The following is a 19,311-nucleotide window of genomic DNA, read 5'->3' as shown; positions in this document are numbered from 1 at the left end:
ATACACAGCTTTAACAAGCAGTCACATGTAGCCATCAACGTACGAGAGGCAAACTCCATGATCGTAGTAACTGGCGGTGCTGGCTTTATCGGCAGCAATCTGGTCAAGCAGCTGAACGCTCAAGGACGGACCGATATCGTGGTCATTGATGACCTGACCGACGGCACCAAGTTCGTCAACCTGGTCGATCTGACCATCGCTGACTACATGGACAAAGACGAGTTTCAGGCGCGCATCGTCTCCGGCGACGAGTTTGAAGAGTGGGACAACGGCATCGAGGTGATCTTCCACGAAGGTGCCTGCTCTGCGACTACCGAGTGGAACGGCAAGTTCATCATGGAGGTCAACTACGAGTACTCCAAGGATCTGTTCCACTACTGCATCGAGCGTGAAATCCCGTTCATTTACGCCTCTTCTGCCGCGACCTACGGTGGCCGCAACGACAACTTCATCGAAGATCCCAAGTTCGAACAGCCGCTCAACGTCTACGGCTACTCCAAGCAGCTGTTTGACCAGTACGTGCGCCGCTGGATGCCGGAGATCAACTCTCAGGTCGTTGGCCTCAAGTACTTCAACGTCTACGGCCCGCGCGAGCAGCACAAAGGCTCCATGGCTTCCGTCGCCTTCCACCTCAATACCCAGGTGAAGAAGGGTGAGAATCCCAAGCTGTTCGAAGGTTGCGATGGCTTCCCGAACGGTGGCCAGATGCGTGACTTCATCTATATCGACGATGTCTGCAAGGTAAACCTCTGGTTCTGGCAGAACCCGCAGCACTCCGGCATCTTCAACTGCGGTACCGGCCGTGCCGAGCCGTTCCAGAACGTGGCCGAAGCAGTGATCAAGCATCATCAGAAGGGAGCCATTGAGTACATTCCCTTCCCGGATCACCTCAAGGGTCGCTACCAGAGCTTCACCCAGGCTGACATGACCAAGCTGCGCAGCGTGGGTTATGACGCCGAGTTTAAAACCGTTGCCGAAGGGGTAGCGGATTACATGGCCTGGCTCAACCGGGCTTAATTATTCGCTCTTGCGGAATGGCCGCCAATCAGGCGGCTTTTTCATTATTTTCTATGTGGTAAGCATGAAGAAAAAAGTTTTATTTATAATGGAAACATTGGGCGGAGGAGGCGCCGAAAAGGTCCTTATTGAAACGCTTAAGCGTTTGGATTTTAGTAAGTACGCTATAACTTTGCTTTTATTGAGGCGTGAGGGTGTATATTTATCTCAGGTTCCCCAAAATGTAACAGTAAAATTTCTGTTGCCGACCGAACCATCGGAGTGGTTTCAGCGGAAAATTTTATTTTCTATTAAAAAACGTTGGTGGAATTTTGTTGTCAATACCAAATGGTTGGCCAGTGTCATATTTAGCGAACGATATGATGTCGGTGTGGCATTTTTGGAAGGGAATAGCTCTCTGTTGTTATCGCACCTGAATTCTGTTGTTCGAAAGATAGCATGGGTCCATATAGACTTGTTGTGCCATCAAATTCTTTCCAGAAAAGTTGAGCGTACCGTTTATAAAAAAATGGATAACATTGTCTGTGTCTCTAAAGGTGCACAGAATGCATTGTTGAAATTGTATCCTGAAGTAAAACCATATACTCAAGTGGTTTATAACCCTGTTGATATAGAAGGCATAATGCGGAAAAGTCATGAGCCTATTACGAGTGAGGGGAAAGTAAAAGTTATTGCTATTGGACGGCTATGCAATGCCCAAAAAGGATTCGACATCTTACTGGCTGCTCATAAAATAAATATTGATGCAGGGGTTAAATATCACCTTACTATTTTGGGAGAAGGTGATGATAGAGCTGGGTTAGAGTCATTTATCAATATTAATAATATTGGTGATAGTGCTAAATTACTTGGATTCAAGGAAAATCCATATCCATATCTTGCTGATGGCGATCTATTCGTTATGTCCTCACATTATGAGGGTTACCCAGTTGTACTCGTAGAAGCAATGGCGTTGGGGAAGGCCATTGTATCGACAGATTGTACTGGGCCTAATGAAGCTCTCGATGGCGGGAAATATGGTGTTCTCGTTCCTGTCGGGGATGCAAATGCGCTTGCATTGGCAATACGAAAAATGATTGATAATCAAAAAATGCTATCAACATATAGTTCCTTATCGAAGGAGCGAGCCAAGATTTTCAATCTCCGAGAGAGTATGAGGCAGATCGAGCAATTATTAGATGGGGAGAGCAAACATCCTTCCAGTTGCTCTCTTCATTCGAGTCTTGTTAACGGAGGTCTAGGGTGAATATATTGATGGCACTCTCCCAGCTCGAGGTAACGGGAGCTGAGGTCTATGCCACCACGGTCGGTAACGAACTGACCCGGCGTGGTCACAACGTTTTTTACGTTTCAGATACCCTGACCAAGCCGACTCTTGGTCTTGTCTTCAAGCTTCGATTCAACAAGCGCAGCATTCTGCGCCGCTTCTGGCACGTCTTCTACCTTATCTATCTCATTAAGAAGCACCATATCCAGTTGGTACATGCTCATTCCCGCGCCTCCGGCTGGAGCAGCTATGTCGCCTGCAAGCTGACTGGCACCCCGATGATCACCACGGTACATGGTCGTCAGCCGGTACACGCATCCCGCAAAGCCTTTCATGCCCTCGGCTATCGGGCGGTTGCCGTTTGTGAGGATATTGCCCATCAGATTGTCGACAATCTGGGGGTCGATCCTGCGAGCGTACAGGTGCTGCGAAACGGTATCGAGACCGACAAGTTTCAGCCTGTGCCGGCGCCGGACAACCCAAAGCTGGTGATCGCCATCATAGGTCGCCTGAGCGGCCCCAAGGGGGAGCTTTGCTACCGCCTGCTCGACGAAGTACTCGATCTGGATGCCTGCAAGGTACGGATTGTCAGCGGTACCCGCGTGCCCGAGCGTTTTGCCCGTTTTCAGGATCGTGCCGAGTTTGTCGGTTATGTCGATGATGTGCCTGCTCTGCTGGCGGGGTGTGATCTGGTGATAGGTGCCGGTCGGGTGGCGATGGAAGCGCTGCTCTGCGGCCGGCCCGCCTTTGCCATTGGCGAAGCCAAGGCCATCGGTCTGGTGACTGAACAGAATCTGGATGAAGCGCTGGCCAGCAACTTCGGCGATATCGGTCCCAAGGATCTGGCCATCGATTTTGCTGCCCTGAAGGGCGAAATCGAATCCGCCCTCGCAAGCAAGGTGGTGCCGGAAGCCATTCGCCAACGCATTCAGGATGAGTATGGCTTGCAGGGGGTAGTATCTGGCCTCGAAACCATCTATCAGGATGCCGTAGTCGAAACACTGCGCCGCGAGATGCCGGTCATCATGTACCACCGTTTTATCGAGCAGGATAGCGAGAAAGGAGTGCATGGCACCTGGATGCCGATCGCCATGTTCGAGAAGCATCTGCGATTGATGAAGTGGCTAGGCTACGAAACCCTGACGTTCCGCGATTTGGCGGACAAAGGCTTTATCCACCGTCTGCAATACGGCAAGAAGTACCTGATGATCACTGCCGATGACGGCTATCAGGACAACCTGACCCGCATGCTGCCGCTGCTGGAAAAATATGGTTATAAAGCCGTGGTGTACGTGGTTACCGGTGAAGGCTATAACCGTTGGGATGTGGAGCATCCGACCAATCCGGATACCAAGGTTTCATTGATGAGTGGTGAGCAGGTCAAGGTGCTGGCTGCCTGCGGTCATGTGGAAATTGGTGGTCATACTCTGACTCACCCCCGTTTGAGCAAGCTCACACCCGAACAACAAGCCCATGAAATTCAGGAGAATAAACGCCAACTGGAGGCCCTGCTTGGCCATCCGTTGCTCTCGTTTGCCTACCCTTACGGAGATATGAACGAGAGTGCCAAGGAGCAGGCTATCGCCGCCGGGTATCGTTTTGCCGTCGCTACCAATAGCGGCCCCAAAGCAATGCACCAGGACCCTTTCCAGATCCGCCGGATCGCCATCTTTCCCCGCACAGATGTGTTTGGGTTATGGCGCAAAATTCGCGGAAATTATGTCTTCAGGAAATCAAAGTGATATCAAAAAATGCCATAAGCATGGAGCGATTTGCTCTTCTGATCTTTTCATGCACCCTGATTTTTGCATTCAGCGTAATGTTTTTCTTTACTGATGGAAAAACATATCTATCTAACCTCATTGTTGTGGCATCCATAATTGGCATGGTTTCTTTTTACATCCATCGTTATCCGGTGGGGTTTAAAAATTGTCATATAATATGGGTTTTATTATTCTATGCCATTTATCTATTTGTAAATAGACAAATTCATGGTGATCAATATGGCATTATGCGTGCCATAATTTATGTCATATTTTTCACATTTTTAATTCCACGGAATGTTTTTTTATTAAAAGCTGGTTGTTATGGGGTTATTCTTGGTGGATTTGGCTTGGGGGTTATTAGTATATGGCAGTATAATCATGGGGTCGCTAGGGTAGAGGGTTTTACAAATGCGATAATTTTTTCTCAAACAGCCCTAACATTGGCTATTCTCAATTTTTGGTTTTCGGTTTCTTTCTCAGAGAATCGCCTTGAAAAATGGTTTCATATCATTTCGGCATTATTCTCTCTGGGGGCACTATATCTTTCACAAAGTCGTGGTGTTTGGCTAGCATTCATGGTTGTGATTACATGTTTTTTATTGTTTAAAATAAAAACAAAACCACTGAAATATATTTCAATCACGCTAGGTTTGTTGTTAGTACTCGGAATGCTATGTTTAAACAGCAGTATCGTGAAAAATAGAATAGACTCTGGACTTTCTGATGTTATAAACATGGAGAATGGAAATTACAGCACATCTCTTGGGCTAAGAGCGGTAGCATGGGAAAGCGCTTGGTTGGGGTTTCTCGACTCGCCATTAATAGGTGTGGGCACTGAAGGTTTTGATGCGTTAAAGCAAGAGCAAGTGAAGCTGGGTCTTGTGCCACAAGCGTTGCTAAACCCCGAACTTGCGCATGCACACAACCAGTATTTACAGACTTTAGTTATTCGGGGTGGTATAGGATTCATTTTCTTACTAGGTATACTTATATTGCCGGCAATATTTTTTGCGAAAGAAATGGGGTTTGTGTCTGCAGGCGTCTTTATCCCTATATCATTCGCTGTCGGAGCAGTTTTTGATGTGCCTTTTGAACACCAAAGCATGATGTATTTATACTCATTCAGTCTGATTTTTATTTTATTTTGTCATGAACTCAAGCAGGATTTATTATAGCTATGATACCCGTATTTATTATTAGTTTAACACGTAGTGCTGACAGACGGGCCATGGTAGAGCGCCAGATGTCTCATTTGGGGATTAACTTTGAGTTTTTCGATGCTGTAGATGGTAAATCATTACCATCAGATCGCTTGGCGAAAGTAGATTTCAATCTGGCAAGAGAGACTTGCGGTCATGATCTTAGCTTGGGTGAGGTCGGTTGTGCCATGAGTCATATCAATATATATGAAGTGATGGTGGAGCGAGATATCCCACGCTGTGTAATTTTAGAAGATGATATATACGTCCACATGCATTTCAAAGCTATCGTCAACGAGGTCACTAATAAAAATAGCTCTGACATTGTATTCTTACATCATGGCAAGGCGAAACACTTCCCAATATACTCATCTTTGCCAGAGGGGTATCGTTTGGCAAAATATTTAACACCTAGTAAAAATTCAAAAAGAGGAATTATATCGACAGGTGGATATATTCTTACATTGGCTGGCGCTCACAAGCTGCTGAAAATAGCTTATCCAATCAGAATGCCTGCTGATTACCTCACTGGACGGCTGCAGTGGAATAAATTGAGTGCCGCTGGTGTGGAGCCGTGCTGTCTGGATGTTGGACTATTCCAATCGACGATTGATGACAGAAATTATGGTCAGCATATAGAGTGATGGAGGTGATTGCTATGATTAAAATATTTCAATTATGGAGGGACGTCCTTCGCCGCAAGCTGGGTATTTTACTTTTTGATCGTCATTCATCAGTGAGAGCGTCATCACATGGTGCCACTGTTTTTGTTAGGTGGGATGCTAAGCTTGGTGATGCAATCGTCTCTTCCTGGGTGGCAAGGGAGATTAAAAATAAATTTCCGGAGCGGAAAGTCTATGTCATTACCAGCTCTGAAATGGCGCCATTTTTTAGAGATTTTTTTAACTTTGATTGCGTCTTTGAAATGCCCAAGAGGGCTGGCTATATAGAGCTCAAAAAATTAGCCAATGAAATTGGGGGGGTAGATTATCTTGTGCATTTTAGCCAAAAGATGAAGATGAAAGACCTTTATTTCATCTCCAAAGTTGGGAGCAAAAATGTAGCAGGACTCGATGATGAGCTTGACTGTATTAATATCAAGTTGGGCCAAAAAACAGCAGGGATGCACTTCGCTAAGAAATTTAAGGTGCTGCTGGAGCATATGGGGATTGCTAACCCTGATACCAGTTATATAGTACCTTCGTGTCAGGGGGCTGAGGATAGGGTTGGCTCTTGGTGGCCAAGTAATAAAACGTTGTGTTTCAATCCATATGGCAGTGGGACATCCCGTTGTTTCAGTGTTGAAAAAATTATAGCGTTAATTAACACAATGCTTGATTCATCAAATTACAACATTTGTCTCTTGTATCCACCTGGGCGTGAGAGGGACGTTGAACGAGTTTTATCTCATGTTTGTGACCCAACCAGGGTTGTTAGTGATCATGAGAAACCATCTCTGGCTGCACTCTTTGCACAGACAAGGCAGTGTGCCGGTATGGTGTCTGTGGATACAGCAACGGTGCATATTGCAACAGGTTTGAATAAACCTGTTCTTGGTATTTACAATGATAATTTCGGGATGCCAGAAAATGTGGAGTGGCATCCCAATAATCCTCGCTCAAGTGTTATCTACGCAGAAACTAGGTCTGCACAACAAGACGTAAATTTTATAAACGTTGATGAATTTAAAACAGTATTTAACAAATGGGTGGCTGATTATCTATAGAGAGTTGGGGTTTTCCCCAACTCTTTCTCATAAAGATATAAACTGTTCGGTCACACTTTCACTAGAAAATTGTTGATAACAGTTTGAATCAATGGAAATTCTCCTTCGATCAACACCTGTAATTGCCATGGCCAGTCCATGGATATCTTCTATCGGGATTAGAAATTTATCGAGTGGTTTCGTCAATATCTCTGCCGGTCCAGACGGACAATCCACGCTGATCACCGGGGTGTGGCAGATAAGTGCTTCAATAAGCACTGTTGGCAGCCCTTCAGCATCGGATGTCAGGATGAGCGCCTGAGCTGCTTTGATATAGGGGTAGGGGTTCTTCTGAAAGTCGATGATCTTCACCTTGCTTGCAAGATTCATCTCCTCGATCATGGCTTCAATGTAAGGGCGTCGCTCCCCTTTGCCCATCAGGACGAGTGGCGTATCAACACCGCTTAGCTGATATGCCTGCAAGAGACGATCATGGCGTTTCCGCTCTTCGAAGGTGCCAACATGGATAAAATACTTGTCGAATGGCTTGCTGAAAGGCTCATTGGCCAACGCCTGAATTTTCTCGATATCAAACGGATTGTAGATAACCTGACACGATTTGGGTGTAGCTTTTACATTTTGCAAAATGTCGTCCGCGATGCCACGAGATACGCAGATCAGTTTCTTGCCATTATAGAAGCGCTTGAATTTTCCATATCCTTTGGCATGGTCTTTGGCAAAGCCGGTGACATTTCCGTGGATCCAGTAATAAATATTCAGTGTATCAGGCAGGTGTCTGGTAATTTTGTCACATGAGCATGAGATAATTACGTCAGGCGAGATCTCTTTGACTTTTTTAAAGATCAGAGATGCTTGTATTTTTTCAACCGCAACATTGGATATGGCTTTAGTCAGCTTTGTGACAATGCCAAGATTAATCGGGTGAATGTTGTCAGGTAGCGTATGGTCTATTTTTTCTCGCAAGGTAAACAAGGTTACATCTGCACCGGCATCTTTTAGCAATGATGCGGTATTGAGCAAAACCTTTTCCGCACCACCACCATACAAGTCTTCAACAATGAATAAAAACTTTTTAACTGGTGGGGTCATAACTGCTCCGCGGGTCTCATAACTGACTGGTAAATCTACTAAAAATGTGAATCGTAAACGAGCAAAATCAGGTGGCAACTGTTAAAGTCGTTAGCAATTTTTTCAATAGGTGTGGATCAATGATTGGTCTTAGTGGGCGCTACCATAACGCATTATTCGCGGCCTGTATATTTGCCGGGCTGCTGCTTTCCTGGTTGTTTTCCGATCACCAACTCCTCACCGGCGACCAGACCCAGATGCTCTACAAGGGTTACCTTGGGGCTTATGAGGGGGTCTGGCTCAGCTATGGCAATGCGGCGAGTGCGGTGGGCAATGTGCCGGGGAGTTTGTCGGCCTGGCTGATTGGCGGGCCGCTGCTGCTGTGGGATTCTCCCTATGCCCCCATGGTGTTGTTGCTGGCGATGCGGTTGGTCGGATTCCTGCTGTTTGATGCAGTGATCCGTCAGGTGTTTGATGACAGGGTACGTCTGCTGTTTCTGGTGCTCTGCTGGCTCAACCCCTGGTTCCAGTACGAGAGTCTGCTCTACAACCCCTCTTATCTGTTCCTTTTCTCGGCCATGCACTGCTGGTCTGCCTGGCATATGCGCGAGCGGGCCTCCTTCTGGCACATGATCGTTCACCTGCTGGCCATCGGCATGGCGATGCAGCTGCACTACTCCTGGCCGCTGCTGGCGGTAATGTCCACCTATCTGTTCTGGCGCCGCATTCTCAAGGTGAGCTGGAGCGGGGTGGTGGTGGCGACCCTGCTGATCGGTGCCTCCCTGATCCCTTACGCCATGGAAGTGATGAGCAACAGCCACATCACCCAGAACGTCGATCCCGAGGCGCGCCAGCGCTATATCGGCTGGGGGCTGGTGCATGTCTATCCGGTGTTGAAATCAGTGCTCTACTGGCTGCGTTACGGCTCCTGGCTGTTTGCCAGCAAGCTGGTCAATGACACCCAGTTCATCTGGCTGGCGGGGCACGAATACCTGCAGATGGCGGCAGTCTGGCTGTGGCGGGTGGTGATCTACGGGGTAGGCTCGGCGACCGTATTGCTGGCGGCCAAGGCCAACTGGCAGCTGTGGTGTGAACTCAAGCCGCGTCTGTTGCGCAGCGACCGTGCTCCAGTGGATGGTGAAAGCTGGCTCGGCCTCTATGCGCTGGCGGCGGTGCTGGCTGTGCTGGTGAGTGCGGCGCTCTCGCCCATCATCTTCAACTACTGGCACCTGATGCTGATCTTCCCCTACGCCCTGTTCCCGATCCTGCTGTTACTGGTGCGTTGGGGCCGCCGTTACCCGCAGTGGGTTGGCAAGGGGCTGCTGGCAGCCACCCTGTTCTGCACCGCGGTGAACCTGATCGCGGCGTGCGACAGCACCAAGTTCTCCTATCAGGCGGACTACAAAACCCAGGTGCTGGAGTATCTGCAAGCGATGAAGCTGCAACCCAAGCAGTGAGTCATTCACGGCCAGCCCCCCGATCTCGGGGGGCTGGCTGTCACTATTAGAAACGGTCCATATGGGCGAAGTTTTTGGCTTCGGCAACCCAACCCTCACGTCCCTGCTTGTCCCGGATTTTTACCCACCACTGGTTCTGCGGTGACCGGCCGTATCTGATCTCTTTGCGCGCATAGTCATAATCGAGAATGTAGGTTTTGCCCTTGTACCAGAACAGGCTATTGCCTTCGCCCAGTCCGCCGAGGATATAAAGCGTTTCCCCTGCCTTCATATTCAGCAGCGGCCCTTTGCCCTCTTTGCTGTAGCCCAGCTTGACCGACCTGAGTATCTCGACGATCCCCGGTTGTTCGGTAATGACGACCCCGGTCAGTCCTTCCACCTGCTGGCCGCGGGGTAGCCGGAACAGCGCTTTGGCCGTCAGGGATGGCTCGGCTCTGACGATCACCTCTTGCTTGGTGGTCCATGTCTTATAGGTACAACCTTCAAACGGGCAGCGACCCCAGTCGTAATAGGGCAGGCGCGGCTTTTCATCAGAACTTACGGTCGCAGCAAACAACGACAACAACAGCAAAAACAGTCTCATGAATTTACCTGTCCGGCGGGGCGCTCACCCGCCGGTTTGATGAATGGGGCCGCACTATATCTCAAGAGACCAAAATCCATCAAAGCAGCGGAATTATTGATTTTCACCGCAATAAAACGGGGGCCCATTGGTCATGGGAGTAGGGGGCACAAGAGGTCGAAGCGCGGCATGAGCGGATAGCCCGCTCATTTGCCTTGTGCCATGCTGATGGCTATCAGGGCATCGGGTCGGCACTTATGGGCATCTCTCGTTCGGGCACGCGTTTGGTATTACTGCTATCGGCACTTCTTCTCCCTCTTATGACCATCAGCCAGGCGGTGGCGATCAACGCGCCACTGCGGGGATGTGTCTTTCAGCTGGCGCCGCTGGTCACCATCGATCGGCAGGACGAGGTCTCCGGGCCGGTGATCGACTACTTTCGCCGTCATATCGAACCCGCGATCGGGCGCACCATCGAGTGGCAGGGGCTCAATGTGGCGCGGCTGCTCAGCAACCTCGAGAGCGGCGAGTGCGATCTGACCCCGCTGCTGAGTTACAGTCCCGAGCGTGCTCGTCACTTTCGCTATATCGACCCCCACCTGTTGCTGCTGCGGCCGGTGCTGGTGGTACTGGTACCATCGCGACTTCACTCGGTCGAACGGCAGGAAGATCTCTTCGGCACCACCATCGGCTGGTCGAGTCAGGCGATCGTGCCGCTGCTGTTGCAGCATCCGCAGATCCATATCGACACCCTCTCCCAGCTCAGCTGGGAGCATGGCAACATGCAGAAGTTGCTGCGCGGGCGCATCGATGCCGCGCTCTTCTCCAACGATATTTCCGCCAACCATTTTCGTGCCAAGCTCCCTGCGGCGACCCGCCTCATCTACCTGCCGGTCACCCCACTGCAGGTGCATATCGTGCTGAACAAGTCGCTGGGGGATGGCAATCCCGAACTGGTGCAGCGTATGCGTCAGATGGTGGAGCGGGTGCCGCTCGCCTCGCTGGTGGAGCCAACCCCGCGGCTGTGGGGGCGTTGAGAGGGGGTTGCGTGCAATAATCTACAAGTCCAAGGCCCGCTTCTGGTGTATCTATAACCCATGAATACCACCGATTCCCTCATCCGCTACTGGCAATCCCCGCACCTGCCGGGGGTCGAGCTGTCACACTCCCACCACAGGGCGTTCAGCTACGGCCGCCATGTCCATCTCGACTACCATATCGGGCTGGTGCAGCGGGGTGGCCAGAAGTTTATCCACAAGGGGAACAGCCACCATCTGGTGCGCGGGGTGCTCTCTACCGTCAACCCGGATGAGGTGCACGACGGCCTCAGCCTGCTGCCGGAAGGTTACGAGGTGCGGGTCTTCGCCATCGATCCGCAGCAGCTGGCGCTCTGGCTGCCGGAGCAGCCGGAACCCTTCTTCGACAAGGGATTGCAGAGCCGCCCCGACCTCTATCAGGGTTTTGCCCAGCTGCACGGCTATCTCGATAACCCCAAGGCCGATGGCCTGTTGATCGAGAGCCAGCTGCTGGCCCTGCTGGGGGAGCTGCTGCATCTGGCCCCCGAGGTACACCAGCTGGCGGATCCCCAGCTGAGATTCCTGCGCGACTACCTGATGGCCGCCCTCGACGAGCCCCACTCGCTGGAAGAGCTGGCGGGGCTGCTCGGGCTCGACCGTTTCGCCTTCCTGCGCCAGTTCAAGAAGCGCAGCGGCATGACCCCCTACGCCTGGCTGAAACGGCTGCGGCTGGAGCAGGGCAAGCGACTGCTGGCGAGCGGCATGGCGGTGAGCGAGGTGGCGCTGGCGGTCGGCTTCTTCGATCAGAGTCACTTCCACCACGGCTTTCGCCAGGCATTCGGTCTGACACCCGCCGAATTTCGTGCCCAGATGCAATCTTTTACAAGCCGCGCCCCCCGCTGATCCGCCATGCTGGCTCTCCGTCGTTAAAGCGAGAGTTGTTATGCTGACCAGTCTGTTCGTTACCCTCGGCCTGATGCACCTGATTGCACTGGCCAGCCCCGGCCCCGATTTCGCCCTGATCCTGCGTACCAGCCTGCACCGGCCGACCGCCCTTGGCGCGGCGCTGGGCATCTCGCTGGCGATCATGGTGCACGCCACCCTCAGCCTGACCGGGATCAGCATGCTGATCGCCAGTCACCCGCTGCTGTTTATGGTGATCAAGTGCTGCGGCGCCCTCTATCTGGGCTGGTTGGGGTGGGGTGCCTTGATGGCGGCTCGGCAGCAGAGCAGTACCGTGATGGCCAGCGCCGCCAACGAGCTGCGCGGCTGGGGCAGGGGCGTGCGCACTGGCCTTGCCACCAATCTGCTCAACCCCAAGGCGCTGGTGTTCTTTATCGGTCTGCTGGCCGCCATGGTGACACCAGAGGTGGATGGAATGACCCGCAGCCTGCTGGTGGGCGAGCTCTTCATCATCTCCCTCTGCTGGTTCGGGTTGCTGGCGTGGAGCCTCTCCACCGATCGCGCCCAGCGCCTGCTGCTGCGGGTGCAGCGGCCGCTCAATCTGGTGACCGGCGTGCTGTTTGCGGTGGTCAGCCTCTCCATTCTGGCGAGCATGGGAGCCGAGCTGGTGGCCTGACGAGTCGGCGCATGGGCCTATACTCCAGCAAGGTTTACCTGTCAGGAGTGCCCGGCCATGCGTCTACTGCCTCTTTGCTGGTTGTTGGGGATGACCCCGGCGCTGGCGGCCCCGGTTCAGCTCAAATTGCTGGAGTGGGGCTATCTGCCTGCGGGTTATGAACAACAGTTTGCCGACTACGCCAAAGCCCATGGGGTGGAGGCGACGGTCAGCCGGATCGAGCCGCTGCTGACCGATTTCGACAGCGTCTACCGCTCCCTGCGCACCCGCAGTGCCGACGTGGTGCTGCCGACCAGCTACTTCTACAAGGCCCATCACCAGCCGCTGTTCAAGCTGCTGCTCCCCATCGATTTCAGCCGCCTGCAGCACTACGCCGAGGTGAAGCCCGCCCTCAAGAACACCGAGTATGACAAGCAGGGGGAGCGCAACTACTCGGTGCCCTTCTCCTACGCCATGTTCAGCCTCGCCTATGACAGCAAGCAGGTGCCGCAAGCGCCCACCAGTTGGCAGGTGCTCGCCAACAGCTCGCCGTCGGGCCAGTTTGCCGAGTTCTGCGACCAGTTCGAGCCACTGCTCTTTTCAGTGCTGCTCTCCCTTGGCAAGTCGCCCGCCCTGTTTGCCAGCGGCGAGATGCTGGCCGACAAGACCTTGCAGCAAGAGGTGGAGCAGCAACTCTCGCAGCGGCTGCGAGCCAGTCGCGGCTTCTGGTTCAATCAGGCCAACCGCTGCGAGGATCTGCGCCAGCAGACCTTTGCCACCACCTGGGGGCTGGAGCTGGTGGAGTGCAATAAGCAGAACGAGCAGCAGTGGCGGATCGCCATGGTGCAGGAGGGGGCCATCTATGCCCTCGATGCGATCTCCATCGCCCGCCATGTCGGAGATGATCCCGCACGGCTCAAGGCCGCCTACCTGCTGGTGGATTTTCTGCTGAGCGCGCCGCTGCAACGCCAGATGCTGGTGGGCACGCCCACCATCTCGGCCAGCAATATTGCCTCCCGGCCACCCCTCAGCCCGCAGGAGCAGGCGGTGCTGCCGGATCGCCCGCTGCCGGAGTTTGACGAGCGGCTGCTGGTGCCCGCGTTGCCCGCCCATATCAAGAATCGCTACAAACGGATGGTGCAGCAGGCGATCGTCGCCAGCGGCAAAGAGGGGCTGGTCAAGCTGTGCCCCTGGGATCTCGATAACTGATGAATGAGCCTGCTGCTTCTCCGGCGGCAGGCAAGTTTGCGCAAGATGGCTGATGATCGGTCATCGCGCGTTCCAGAGTATTCCCCCGTTCAACTCACGCCGCTCGCGGGCCTCTATCGTTTGAAAAAACTGAGCGCTTTCCGCCGCCCCATTTAGCCGGATTAAACAACCGAACCCTCGCCAGATTGCCGTTCGTACCCTGGCTGACCCTGTACAAAAGTGCCTCAATTGTGACAACTTGGATGTGAGCTGAACAATCCTGATCTGTCCCTTGTAGGAAGGTGATGAATAGGTTATTTCTCTGTGACATTGGCGGCATCCGGCACGGGTTCTCCAGCCATGTGGTGCGAAATCCACAGCAAAAACAAACAGTAAAATGCAGGAGCAAATATGAAAAAGGTCGTGATGGTCGCCGTGGCTGCGGCCCTTCTGGGTGGCTGCGCCGTCAAGAATCAGGTATCCCACAGCTTGCAGGCGATCCCGCTGACAGCCTTCCAGCAGAGCGAGAGCAACCCCAATCAGCGCGTCTACAAGGAGCCGGGCGTTGACCTGCGCCAATACAATGAGGTGCTGCTCGATCCGCTGCAGTTTATCCGGCAGGAGAACGGTCAGTGGTATCTGCTGACCGCCAACGAACAGAACCAGATTGGCCGCTACTACCACGACAAGTTCCAGAGCGAGCTGATCAAGCAGGGCGTCAAGATCGCCACGGCCCCCGGCCCGAAAGTGATGCGGATCCAGGCCGCTGTCACCAACTTCGACCTGACCCGCCCCGACCCCAAGCTGCGTGACCTGCTGCCAGCCAAGATCGCCATCAATGTCACCCGCGAAGTGATCGGCAAGGAGCCTTACCTGCTCAAGGTGGGCAGCATGGCCCAGCTGCTCGACTCCCGGAGCGGCAAGCTGCTGGTACGGGTGATGGATGCCCGTGAGAGCACGGATACCACCCACAAGGATGAGCCCATCACCGCCGAGGAGATGGAGAAGATGATCGACCAGTGGGCGGCCAGCCGCGCCAAGCAGCTGGCGGACAATCTGGGGCGCTGATCGATTGGTGCGTCCAAGCGGGGCGCAGCGGGAGCCTTTTGGGCTGCAATAATGGCAAGATGTTGATAAGGTGGTCATTTTTCAGGCAGGAGAAAATGATATGAAACGTGTGTTGTTACCCATCCTTGTTGCTGGCCTGTTGAGTGCCTGCAGCACCTCGTCACCCACGCCTGAGTGTGCGCCGATGGCGGGTGGCTGGCAGAGTCAGCCGTTGCCCAATGCGGAAGGAGAGGCTGCGCTGGCCAGCGTGCTGGCTCGCATGAACACGGCCGCCAAACTGCAGAGCATCCGCGAGGTGCGCAGCCAGGTGGTCTCCGGGGTCAACTACGACATCGAGTTCCAGCTCGACAACGGAGAGGTGTGGAACACCCGTGTCTATCGGGATCTTGCCGGCAACTACCAGATGACCCGCACGGCTGCACAGGGCGAGCTTCCTCCCTTGCCTTGCGTCAAGGCCAAGTAATTCGTGCTTGTTGAGCCCCTCGTCAGAGGGGCTCATCTGACCAGAAAATTTCTGCTTTTCTCCCCGCATTCTGACAGTCAGGATGACCCTTCCCGTGACTGCATCCTCATGGAAAAGGAACCGCTATGAATCGCCACCCCTGCATCAAACACTGGAGCGAGCTGCAAGAGCAGACGCCGCGCTACTACTCCGGCAGTCAGGAGCCCCTTTCCCGCGGCTGCGCCCTCGGCAAGCACTTTGGCTTTAGCCGCATCGGCATCCACCACGAGATTGTCGAACCCGGCCATCGCACCAGCTGGCCCCATGCCGAAAAGACTGAAGACGAGTTCGTCCACGTGCTGGAAGGAACACCCGATGTCTGGCTCGATGGCGTGCTCTATCGCCTGCAACCGGGTGACTCGGTGGGCTTCAAGGCCGGTGACGGGCTGGCCCACGCCTTTATCAACAATACCGAAGAGACTGTCCGGCTGCTCTGCATTGGCGATACCGATCGGGAGGACAACCGCATCCACTACGCCGTGCATCCCGAGCGCAATATCACCCTCGGCAAGCTGCACTGGGATGACGTACCCGAGCGTGAGTTGGGTGATCACGACGGCCTGCCCGACAAGCTGCGCGAGAGCAACGGCCCCTTCTAGGGCGCAGCTCTTCTGCGCACCAGATCTGCACCACCCGATATAAAAAAGCCTGCCGCGTGGCAGGCTTTTGCTATCTCTTGGCCGCCTGTGGCGTGCAGCGCTTATTGCAGGTTGAGCCCGCCCAGATAGTCGCGCTTGCCGAGATCGACCCCGGCCCGGCGCAGCAGGGCGTAGGCCATGGTGAGATGGAAGTAGAAGTTGGGAATGCCGTACTCATGGACGCAGGTATGGCCATCCATCCCCTTGCCGCCCGCCCAGTGGGGCACGTAGCGACCGCTGGCGTACTGGCTGTAGTCCGCGTCCAGCATGCCTTGCAGATAGGTGATGGTCTTGCTGATATGGGCGCGCAGATCGGCGATGGTTTTGGGCTCATCGCCCATGGCCGGCAGCTCGCTGTGGCTGGCGGTGGCGACCACGGCGCGGGCCGAATCGCAGCAGATCAACACCTGCTTGGACAGCGGCAGCATATCGACGATCAAGCGCTCGCCGAAGAAGTTATCCACGTTGAACTGCTTCGCCGCGGCGTGGGCCTCGGCCTTGGCCAGACAGTGATCCAGATTGGTCAGCATCTTGATGAACTGGGCGGTGATATCGCGATTCATGAGCACTCTCCATCTTGTTGAAACAGCGGCCCGCGTGTGCGGCCACAGTGAATGAGACTGGCTAATCGGCCACCAATATACCCCAACCGCTGCCGGGTTCGAGCCCGCCACGACGAAAAGGGCAGGGTAGCGCTACTTTGCGCGACAGCCGTTGGCCAAGGGGGCGTGCTCGCTTTTTGAACATGCGAGTCCCTTATCGCCCCTTTTTTGATCTGTGACATAAATCACCTTTTTTCAGGGGCGTAGGCTGAATGCCGTTGTCCTGGACAGACGCCTGCGCATTCGCCAGGACACAAGAAAAGGAGAATGAAATGAAGATCTATGACCGTAACCGCAATGTGCTGAACCTGGGTCAGCGCGTGATGATTGCCGCCACTGGCGCAGTCGACTTCCTGAAAGAGGCTCATACCGACAACATGACTCCCTATCAGGCGGAGCATGAGAAGTGTGTGCTGCTGGCAAACTCCGGTGAGCGCTACGCCCCCATCGAGTTGATTAGACTAGGCTGATCCCTTTCCCTGTCACCCTACTCTTTACAATTCACCCGGCCACCGCGCCGCATCTGGCGGCCGGGTTTCTGAGTTCCCACCTTCATCCCACCAAATGCCGAAAAATTGAACCGGATCACACCCCGACCGATTTGAGCGATTGTCAGCCAGCGCAGGCTCATGCGAACCTTTAAATCCCGTTAACTCACTAAAAAATAACGACTATGTTCAGGCAAATAATGATGGGTGCCGCCCTGCTGTCGGCGGCGCTGCTTTCCGGTTGTGCTTCCGTACCCATGGCCGATGCCACCGCAGACGCGCAGGCCAAGCAGTTTGTAGCCCCCAAGGATGCGGCCAACCTCTATATCTATCGCAACGAGACCTTCGGTGCGGCGGTGAAAATGCCGCTGCTGGTGGATGGTGTGGCGGTCGGCGATACCGTGGCCCACACCTACATCCTCAAGCAGGTGACGCCGGGCAGCCACACCATCACCTCCAAGTCGGAGAACGATGCCACCCTGACCCTCAGCACCGAGGCGGGTAAAAATTACTACGTCTGGCAGGAGGTCAAGATGGGCCTGCTAATGGCCCGCTCCAAGTTGAGTCAGGTCAGTGAAGAGGAAGGCAAGCAAGGGGTGATGGAGAGCAAGTTGGTTAAGTGACCAGATGCCTTCATCAAAAACATGGCGTAGCTTCATTCGCTACGCCTTTGTCATAAAGATGGGTGTCCCGGATTTCGTAGATTTGTAAATCTAGGCCTCTGTCATTCTTAATAACTTTTGTTTTTATCTTTTGGCCATAGATGATGCACTGATAAATATCTCTCTGGTGTCTTTATCTGAAATCTTATTAATTTGTTCTAATATTTCATCCTCTGAAACATTACCATCTTTTTCGCCTAGTAAATCAATCAAGTGCCTAAGCGGATTGAAAATATCCATTTTTGCAATATCAGGCTCTTTGAAAAACTCTGAAGCTAACTTAGGTCTATTTAAAACTAAATCCGCAACAGAGCGAAGAAATTGCTTATCAACTAATGTCATGCTCATTTTTTACCTCCGTTGCGAATTGTTTTCTCAAGTTTGGCCTTTAAATAGCTAACTGGAGCATCAAACTCTAATGGTATACTACTATGAAATTTTTTCCTAAGTACAGGTTTCTTTTTAATTCGGCCGTCAAGAGACCACATATCGTGTTCACATATTTCTAGTTCAACAATAATTCCAATGCCATTATCGGCAAGTTCTAGAGTTTCTGAACCATTATTTGGCTCACTCCAAAGTGCTACACCTCTACTTGGAGAGTCACCTAGGCCCGTTGACCGCATGGTCATGCCTAGGGCTGTTACAGAAAAAACAGAGGCCCCAGGGTCATCGGACAATACGGCTGAATATTTCCCAGGCCAACGACCTTTCAGTTGTGGTCCATCCAGTAATAGACTAACGACTAAATTAGGACCTGTAGCTCTTACCGCTTGAGCAACAGGCTCTTGTCTAGCAAGATCCTCACAAATCAACGGACACAATCTAACACCATCTAATGTATGTACAATTAAAAGGTTTCGCCTATCAACAGATATATTCTCCCACCATTTTTTGCCCGGATCCAATGCGCCAGATAAATTATAAGCCCTTAGTTGGCTTCTATCTAAAAACCACCTATGGTGCTTTTTCTGCTCAACACTATCAAAACTTCTTGCTTCACCTACAAAGGCAAGCATTGCGGCGTTTTTTGCACAAGAATTGTCTTTATCATCACCATATATACCTGCCAGCAATGATGGAGAGTTTTCTCCAAAACAATCAAAGAGAATTTCCTTCAAACGGTTAAACATCTTGTCATTGATTGCACATTCAGGCAGAACGATTAGATCAATTTTCCCTACTCTTTCGATAGTGCTTATTAATGAAGAATAAAAATGTGGTATCTTTATTTCATTGGTTGGAGAGTAATCGAAAAAATCGAAATAATCATCCATATATATTTGCTTGTTTTTAGATTGGCGAAATGACTCTGAGTCTACTTCAAGTGGCCAAGGTAAAAAAAGTATATTGTATGACTTCTTATCGAATGATGCGTTTATTAATTTGTTTGCAATCACTCTGGGCTTTACTGATGGTTTAATTACAGTAAGATTATGAGAAAGATTGTTTATAGTTAAGCCTGTTTGCGGCACACTTGTTTTAAATGTGACAAAACCAAATTGTGCATTATTATCTGCAAGATTT

At 52.3% G+C, this 19,311-nt stretch carries 22 protein-coding genes; 17 read left to right on the top strand and 5 right to left on the bottom strand.

What is annotated here, in order from left to right; genetic code table 11:
- Window positions 1-57 precede the first annotated feature (57 nt).
- From rfaD to AB5Y83_RS08345, 6 genes are all read left to right on the top strand, one after another.
- Window positions 58-1,017: an ADP-glyceromanno-heptose 6-epimerase gene (rfaD, locus tag AB5Y83_RS08370; RefSeq protein ID WP_021230709.1), complete on the top strand. Its 960-nt coding sequence runs from the start codon at window positions 58-60 to the stop codon at window positions 1,015-1,017.
- A 64-nt stretch (window positions 1,018-1,081) separates the two neighbouring features.
- Complete coding sequence (locus AB5Y83_RS08365) at window positions 1,082-2,263, top strand: glycosyltransferase (RefSeq protein WP_368174997.1); 1,182 nt, start codon at window positions 1,082-1,084, stop codon at window positions 2,261-2,263.
- Entirely contained in the window at window positions 2,260-4,026 is a 1,767-nt protein-coding gene (locus tag AB5Y83_RS08360; protein WP_368174996.1) for a polysaccharide deacetylase family protein, read from the top strand. The genes AB5Y83_RS08365 and AB5Y83_RS08360 overlap by 4 nt, the downstream gene beginning before the upstream one ends.
- The gene (locus AB5Y83_RS08355) at window positions 4,023-5,225 is read left to right on the top strand and encodes an O-antigen ligase family protein (RefSeq protein ID WP_368174995.1); all 1,203 of its coding nucleotides are present in this window, start codon (window positions 4,023-4,025) and stop codon (window positions 5,223-5,225) included. The genes AB5Y83_RS08360 and AB5Y83_RS08355 overlap by 4 nt, the downstream gene beginning before the upstream one ends.
- 2 nt (window positions 5,226-5,227) lie before the next feature.
- Window positions 5,228-5,893 carry a glycosyltransferase family 25 protein gene (locus tag AB5Y83_RS08350; RefSeq protein ID WP_021230713.1) on the top strand — a complete coding sequence of 222 codons (666 nt, stop codon included), beginning with the start codon at window positions 5,228-5,230 and terminating at the stop codon, window positions 5,891-5,893.
- Window positions 5,894-5,907: 14 nt separating this feature from the next.
- Window positions 5,908-6,975: a glycosyltransferase family 9 protein gene (locus AB5Y83_RS08345; RefSeq protein WP_234880018.1), complete on the top strand. Its 1,068-nt coding sequence runs from the start codon at window positions 5,908-5,910 to the stop codon at window positions 6,973-6,975.
- A gap of 27 nt (window positions 6,976-7,002) precedes the next feature.
- Here AB5Y83_RS08345 and AB5Y83_RS08340 read toward each other — a convergent pair whose 3' ends face one another.
- Window positions 7,003-8,064, bottom strand: a complete 1,062-nt coding sequence (locus AB5Y83_RS08340) for a glycosyltransferase (protein ID WP_021230715.1) — start codon at window positions 8,062-8,064, stop codon at window positions 7,003-7,005.
- Between the two features lie 236 nt (window positions 8,065-8,300).
- Between AB5Y83_RS08340 and AB5Y83_RS08335 the strand changes: the two genes are divergently transcribed.
- Entirely contained in the window at window positions 8,301-9,500 is a 1,200-nt protein-coding gene (locus tag AB5Y83_RS08335) for a 3-deoxy-D-manno-octulosonic acid transferase (protein ID WP_368175004.1), read from the top strand.
- A gap of 46 nt (window positions 9,501-9,546) precedes the next feature.
- Here the strand turns inward: AB5Y83_RS08335 and AB5Y83_RS08330 are convergent, their stop codons facing one another.
- The gene (locus AB5Y83_RS08330; protein ID WP_368174994.1) at window positions 9,547-10,083 is read right to left on the bottom strand and encodes a hypothetical protein; all 537 of its coding nucleotides are present in this window, start codon (window positions 10,081-10,083) and stop codon (window positions 9,547-9,549) included.
- Window positions 10,084-10,382: 299 nt separating this feature from the next.
- Here AB5Y83_RS08330 and AB5Y83_RS08325 point away from each other — a divergent pair, with 299 nt between their 5' ends.
- From AB5Y83_RS08325 to AB5Y83_RS08295, 7 genes are all read left to right on the top strand, one after another.
- Complete coding sequence (locus tag AB5Y83_RS08325) at window positions 10,383-11,099, top strand: substrate-binding periplasmic protein (protein WP_368174993.1); 717 nt, start codon at window positions 10,383-10,385, stop codon at window positions 11,097-11,099.
- A 60-nt stretch (window positions 11,100-11,159) separates the two neighbouring features.
- Window positions 11,160-11,981 carry an AraC family transcriptional regulator gene (locus AB5Y83_RS08320; RefSeq protein ID WP_005357044.1) on the top strand — a complete coding sequence of 274 codons (822 nt, stop codon included), beginning with the start codon at window positions 11,160-11,162 and terminating at the stop codon, window positions 11,979-11,981.
- 40 nt (window positions 11,982-12,021) lie between these two features.
- Window positions 12,022-12,657 (top strand): LysE family translocator, encoded by a 636-nt coding sequence (locus tag AB5Y83_RS08315; protein WP_058059345.1) that lies wholly within the window; start codon window positions 12,022-12,024, stop codon window positions 12,655-12,657.
- A 57-nt stretch (window positions 12,658-12,714) separates the two neighbouring features.
- Entirely contained in the window at window positions 12,715-13,845 is a 1,131-nt protein-coding gene (locus AB5Y83_RS08310) for a PotD/PotF family extracellular solute-binding protein (RefSeq protein ID WP_368174992.1), read from the top strand.
- Window positions 13,846-14,235: 390 nt separating this feature from the next.
- A complete protein-coding gene (locus AB5Y83_RS08305; protein ID WP_100644777.1) occupies window positions 14,236-14,892 on the top strand; it encodes a DUF3313 domain-containing protein in 657 nt (218 codons plus the stop codon).
- Between the two features lie 100 nt (window positions 14,893-14,992).
- Complete coding sequence (locus tag AB5Y83_RS08300) at window positions 14,993-15,355, top strand: cystatin domain-containing protein (RefSeq protein WP_026034886.1); 363 nt, start codon at window positions 14,993-14,995, stop codon at window positions 15,353-15,355.
- A 125-nt stretch (window positions 15,356-15,480) separates the two neighbouring features.
- Complete coding sequence (locus tag AB5Y83_RS08295) at window positions 15,481-15,993, top strand: cupin domain-containing protein (RefSeq protein WP_019445003.1); 513 nt, start codon at window positions 15,481-15,483, stop codon at window positions 15,991-15,993.
- Between the two features lie 101 nt (window positions 15,994-16,094).
- Here AB5Y83_RS08295 and AB5Y83_RS08290 read toward each other — a convergent pair whose 3' ends face one another.
- Window positions 16,095-16,595: a DUF1993 domain-containing protein gene (locus AB5Y83_RS08290; RefSeq protein WP_368174991.1), complete on the bottom strand. Its 501-nt coding sequence runs from the start codon at window positions 16,593-16,595 to the stop codon at window positions 16,095-16,097.
- Window positions 16,596-16,906: 311 nt separating this feature from the next.
- Here AB5Y83_RS08290 and ydfZ point away from each other — a divergent pair, with 311 nt between their 5' ends.
- Both ydfZ and AB5Y83_RS08280 read left to right on the top strand, forming a co-directional pair.
- The gene (gene ydfZ, locus AB5Y83_RS08285; RefSeq protein WP_005342516.1) at window positions 16,907-17,104 is read left to right on the top strand and encodes a putative selenium delivery protein YdfZ; all 198 of its coding nucleotides are present in this window, start codon (window positions 16,907-16,909) and stop codon (window positions 17,102-17,104) included.
- A 203-nt stretch (window positions 17,105-17,307) separates the two neighbouring features.
- Window positions 17,308-17,745, top strand: coding sequence for a DUF2846 domain-containing protein (locus AB5Y83_RS08280; RefSeq protein WP_064339120.1), 438 nt, complete (start codon window positions 17,308-17,310; stop codon window positions 17,743-17,745).
- A gap of 123 nt (window positions 17,746-17,868) precedes the next feature.
- On the opposite strand, the gene AB5Y83_RS08275 is transcribed toward AB5Y83_RS08280, so the two are convergent.
- Both AB5Y83_RS08275 and AB5Y83_RS08270 read right to left on the bottom strand, forming a co-directional pair.
- Window positions 17,869-18,132, bottom strand: coding sequence for a hypothetical protein (locus tag AB5Y83_RS08275; protein WP_368174990.1), 264 nt, complete (start codon window positions 18,130-18,132; stop codon window positions 17,869-17,871).
- Window positions 18,129-18,608 carry a hypothetical protein gene (locus AB5Y83_RS08270; RefSeq protein WP_368174989.1) on the bottom strand — a complete coding sequence of 160 codons (480 nt, stop codon included), beginning with the start codon at window positions 18,606-18,608 and terminating at the stop codon, window positions 18,129-18,131. The genes AB5Y83_RS08275 and AB5Y83_RS08270 overlap by 4 nt, the downstream gene beginning before the upstream one ends.
- 14 nt (window positions 18,609-18,622) lie before the next feature.
- Here AB5Y83_RS08270 and AB5Y83_RS08265 point away from each other — a divergent pair, with 14 nt between their 5' ends.
- Entirely contained in the window at window positions 18,623-18,913 is a 291-nt protein-coding gene (locus AB5Y83_RS08265; RefSeq protein WP_368174988.1) for a DUF2396 family protein, read from the top strand.
- The last annotated feature ends 398 nt before the right edge of the window (window positions 18,914-19,311 follow it).

The sequence above is a fragment of the Aeromonas sp. R5-4 genome (assembly GCF_040908215.1).
Taxonomy (GTDB): Bacteria; Pseudomonadota; Gammaproteobacteria; order Enterobacterales; family Aeromonadaceae; genus Aeromonas; species Aeromonas veronii.
Note: the sequence above shows the minus strand (reverse complement) of the source record. Positions and strands in the feature narration are given on the sequence as shown.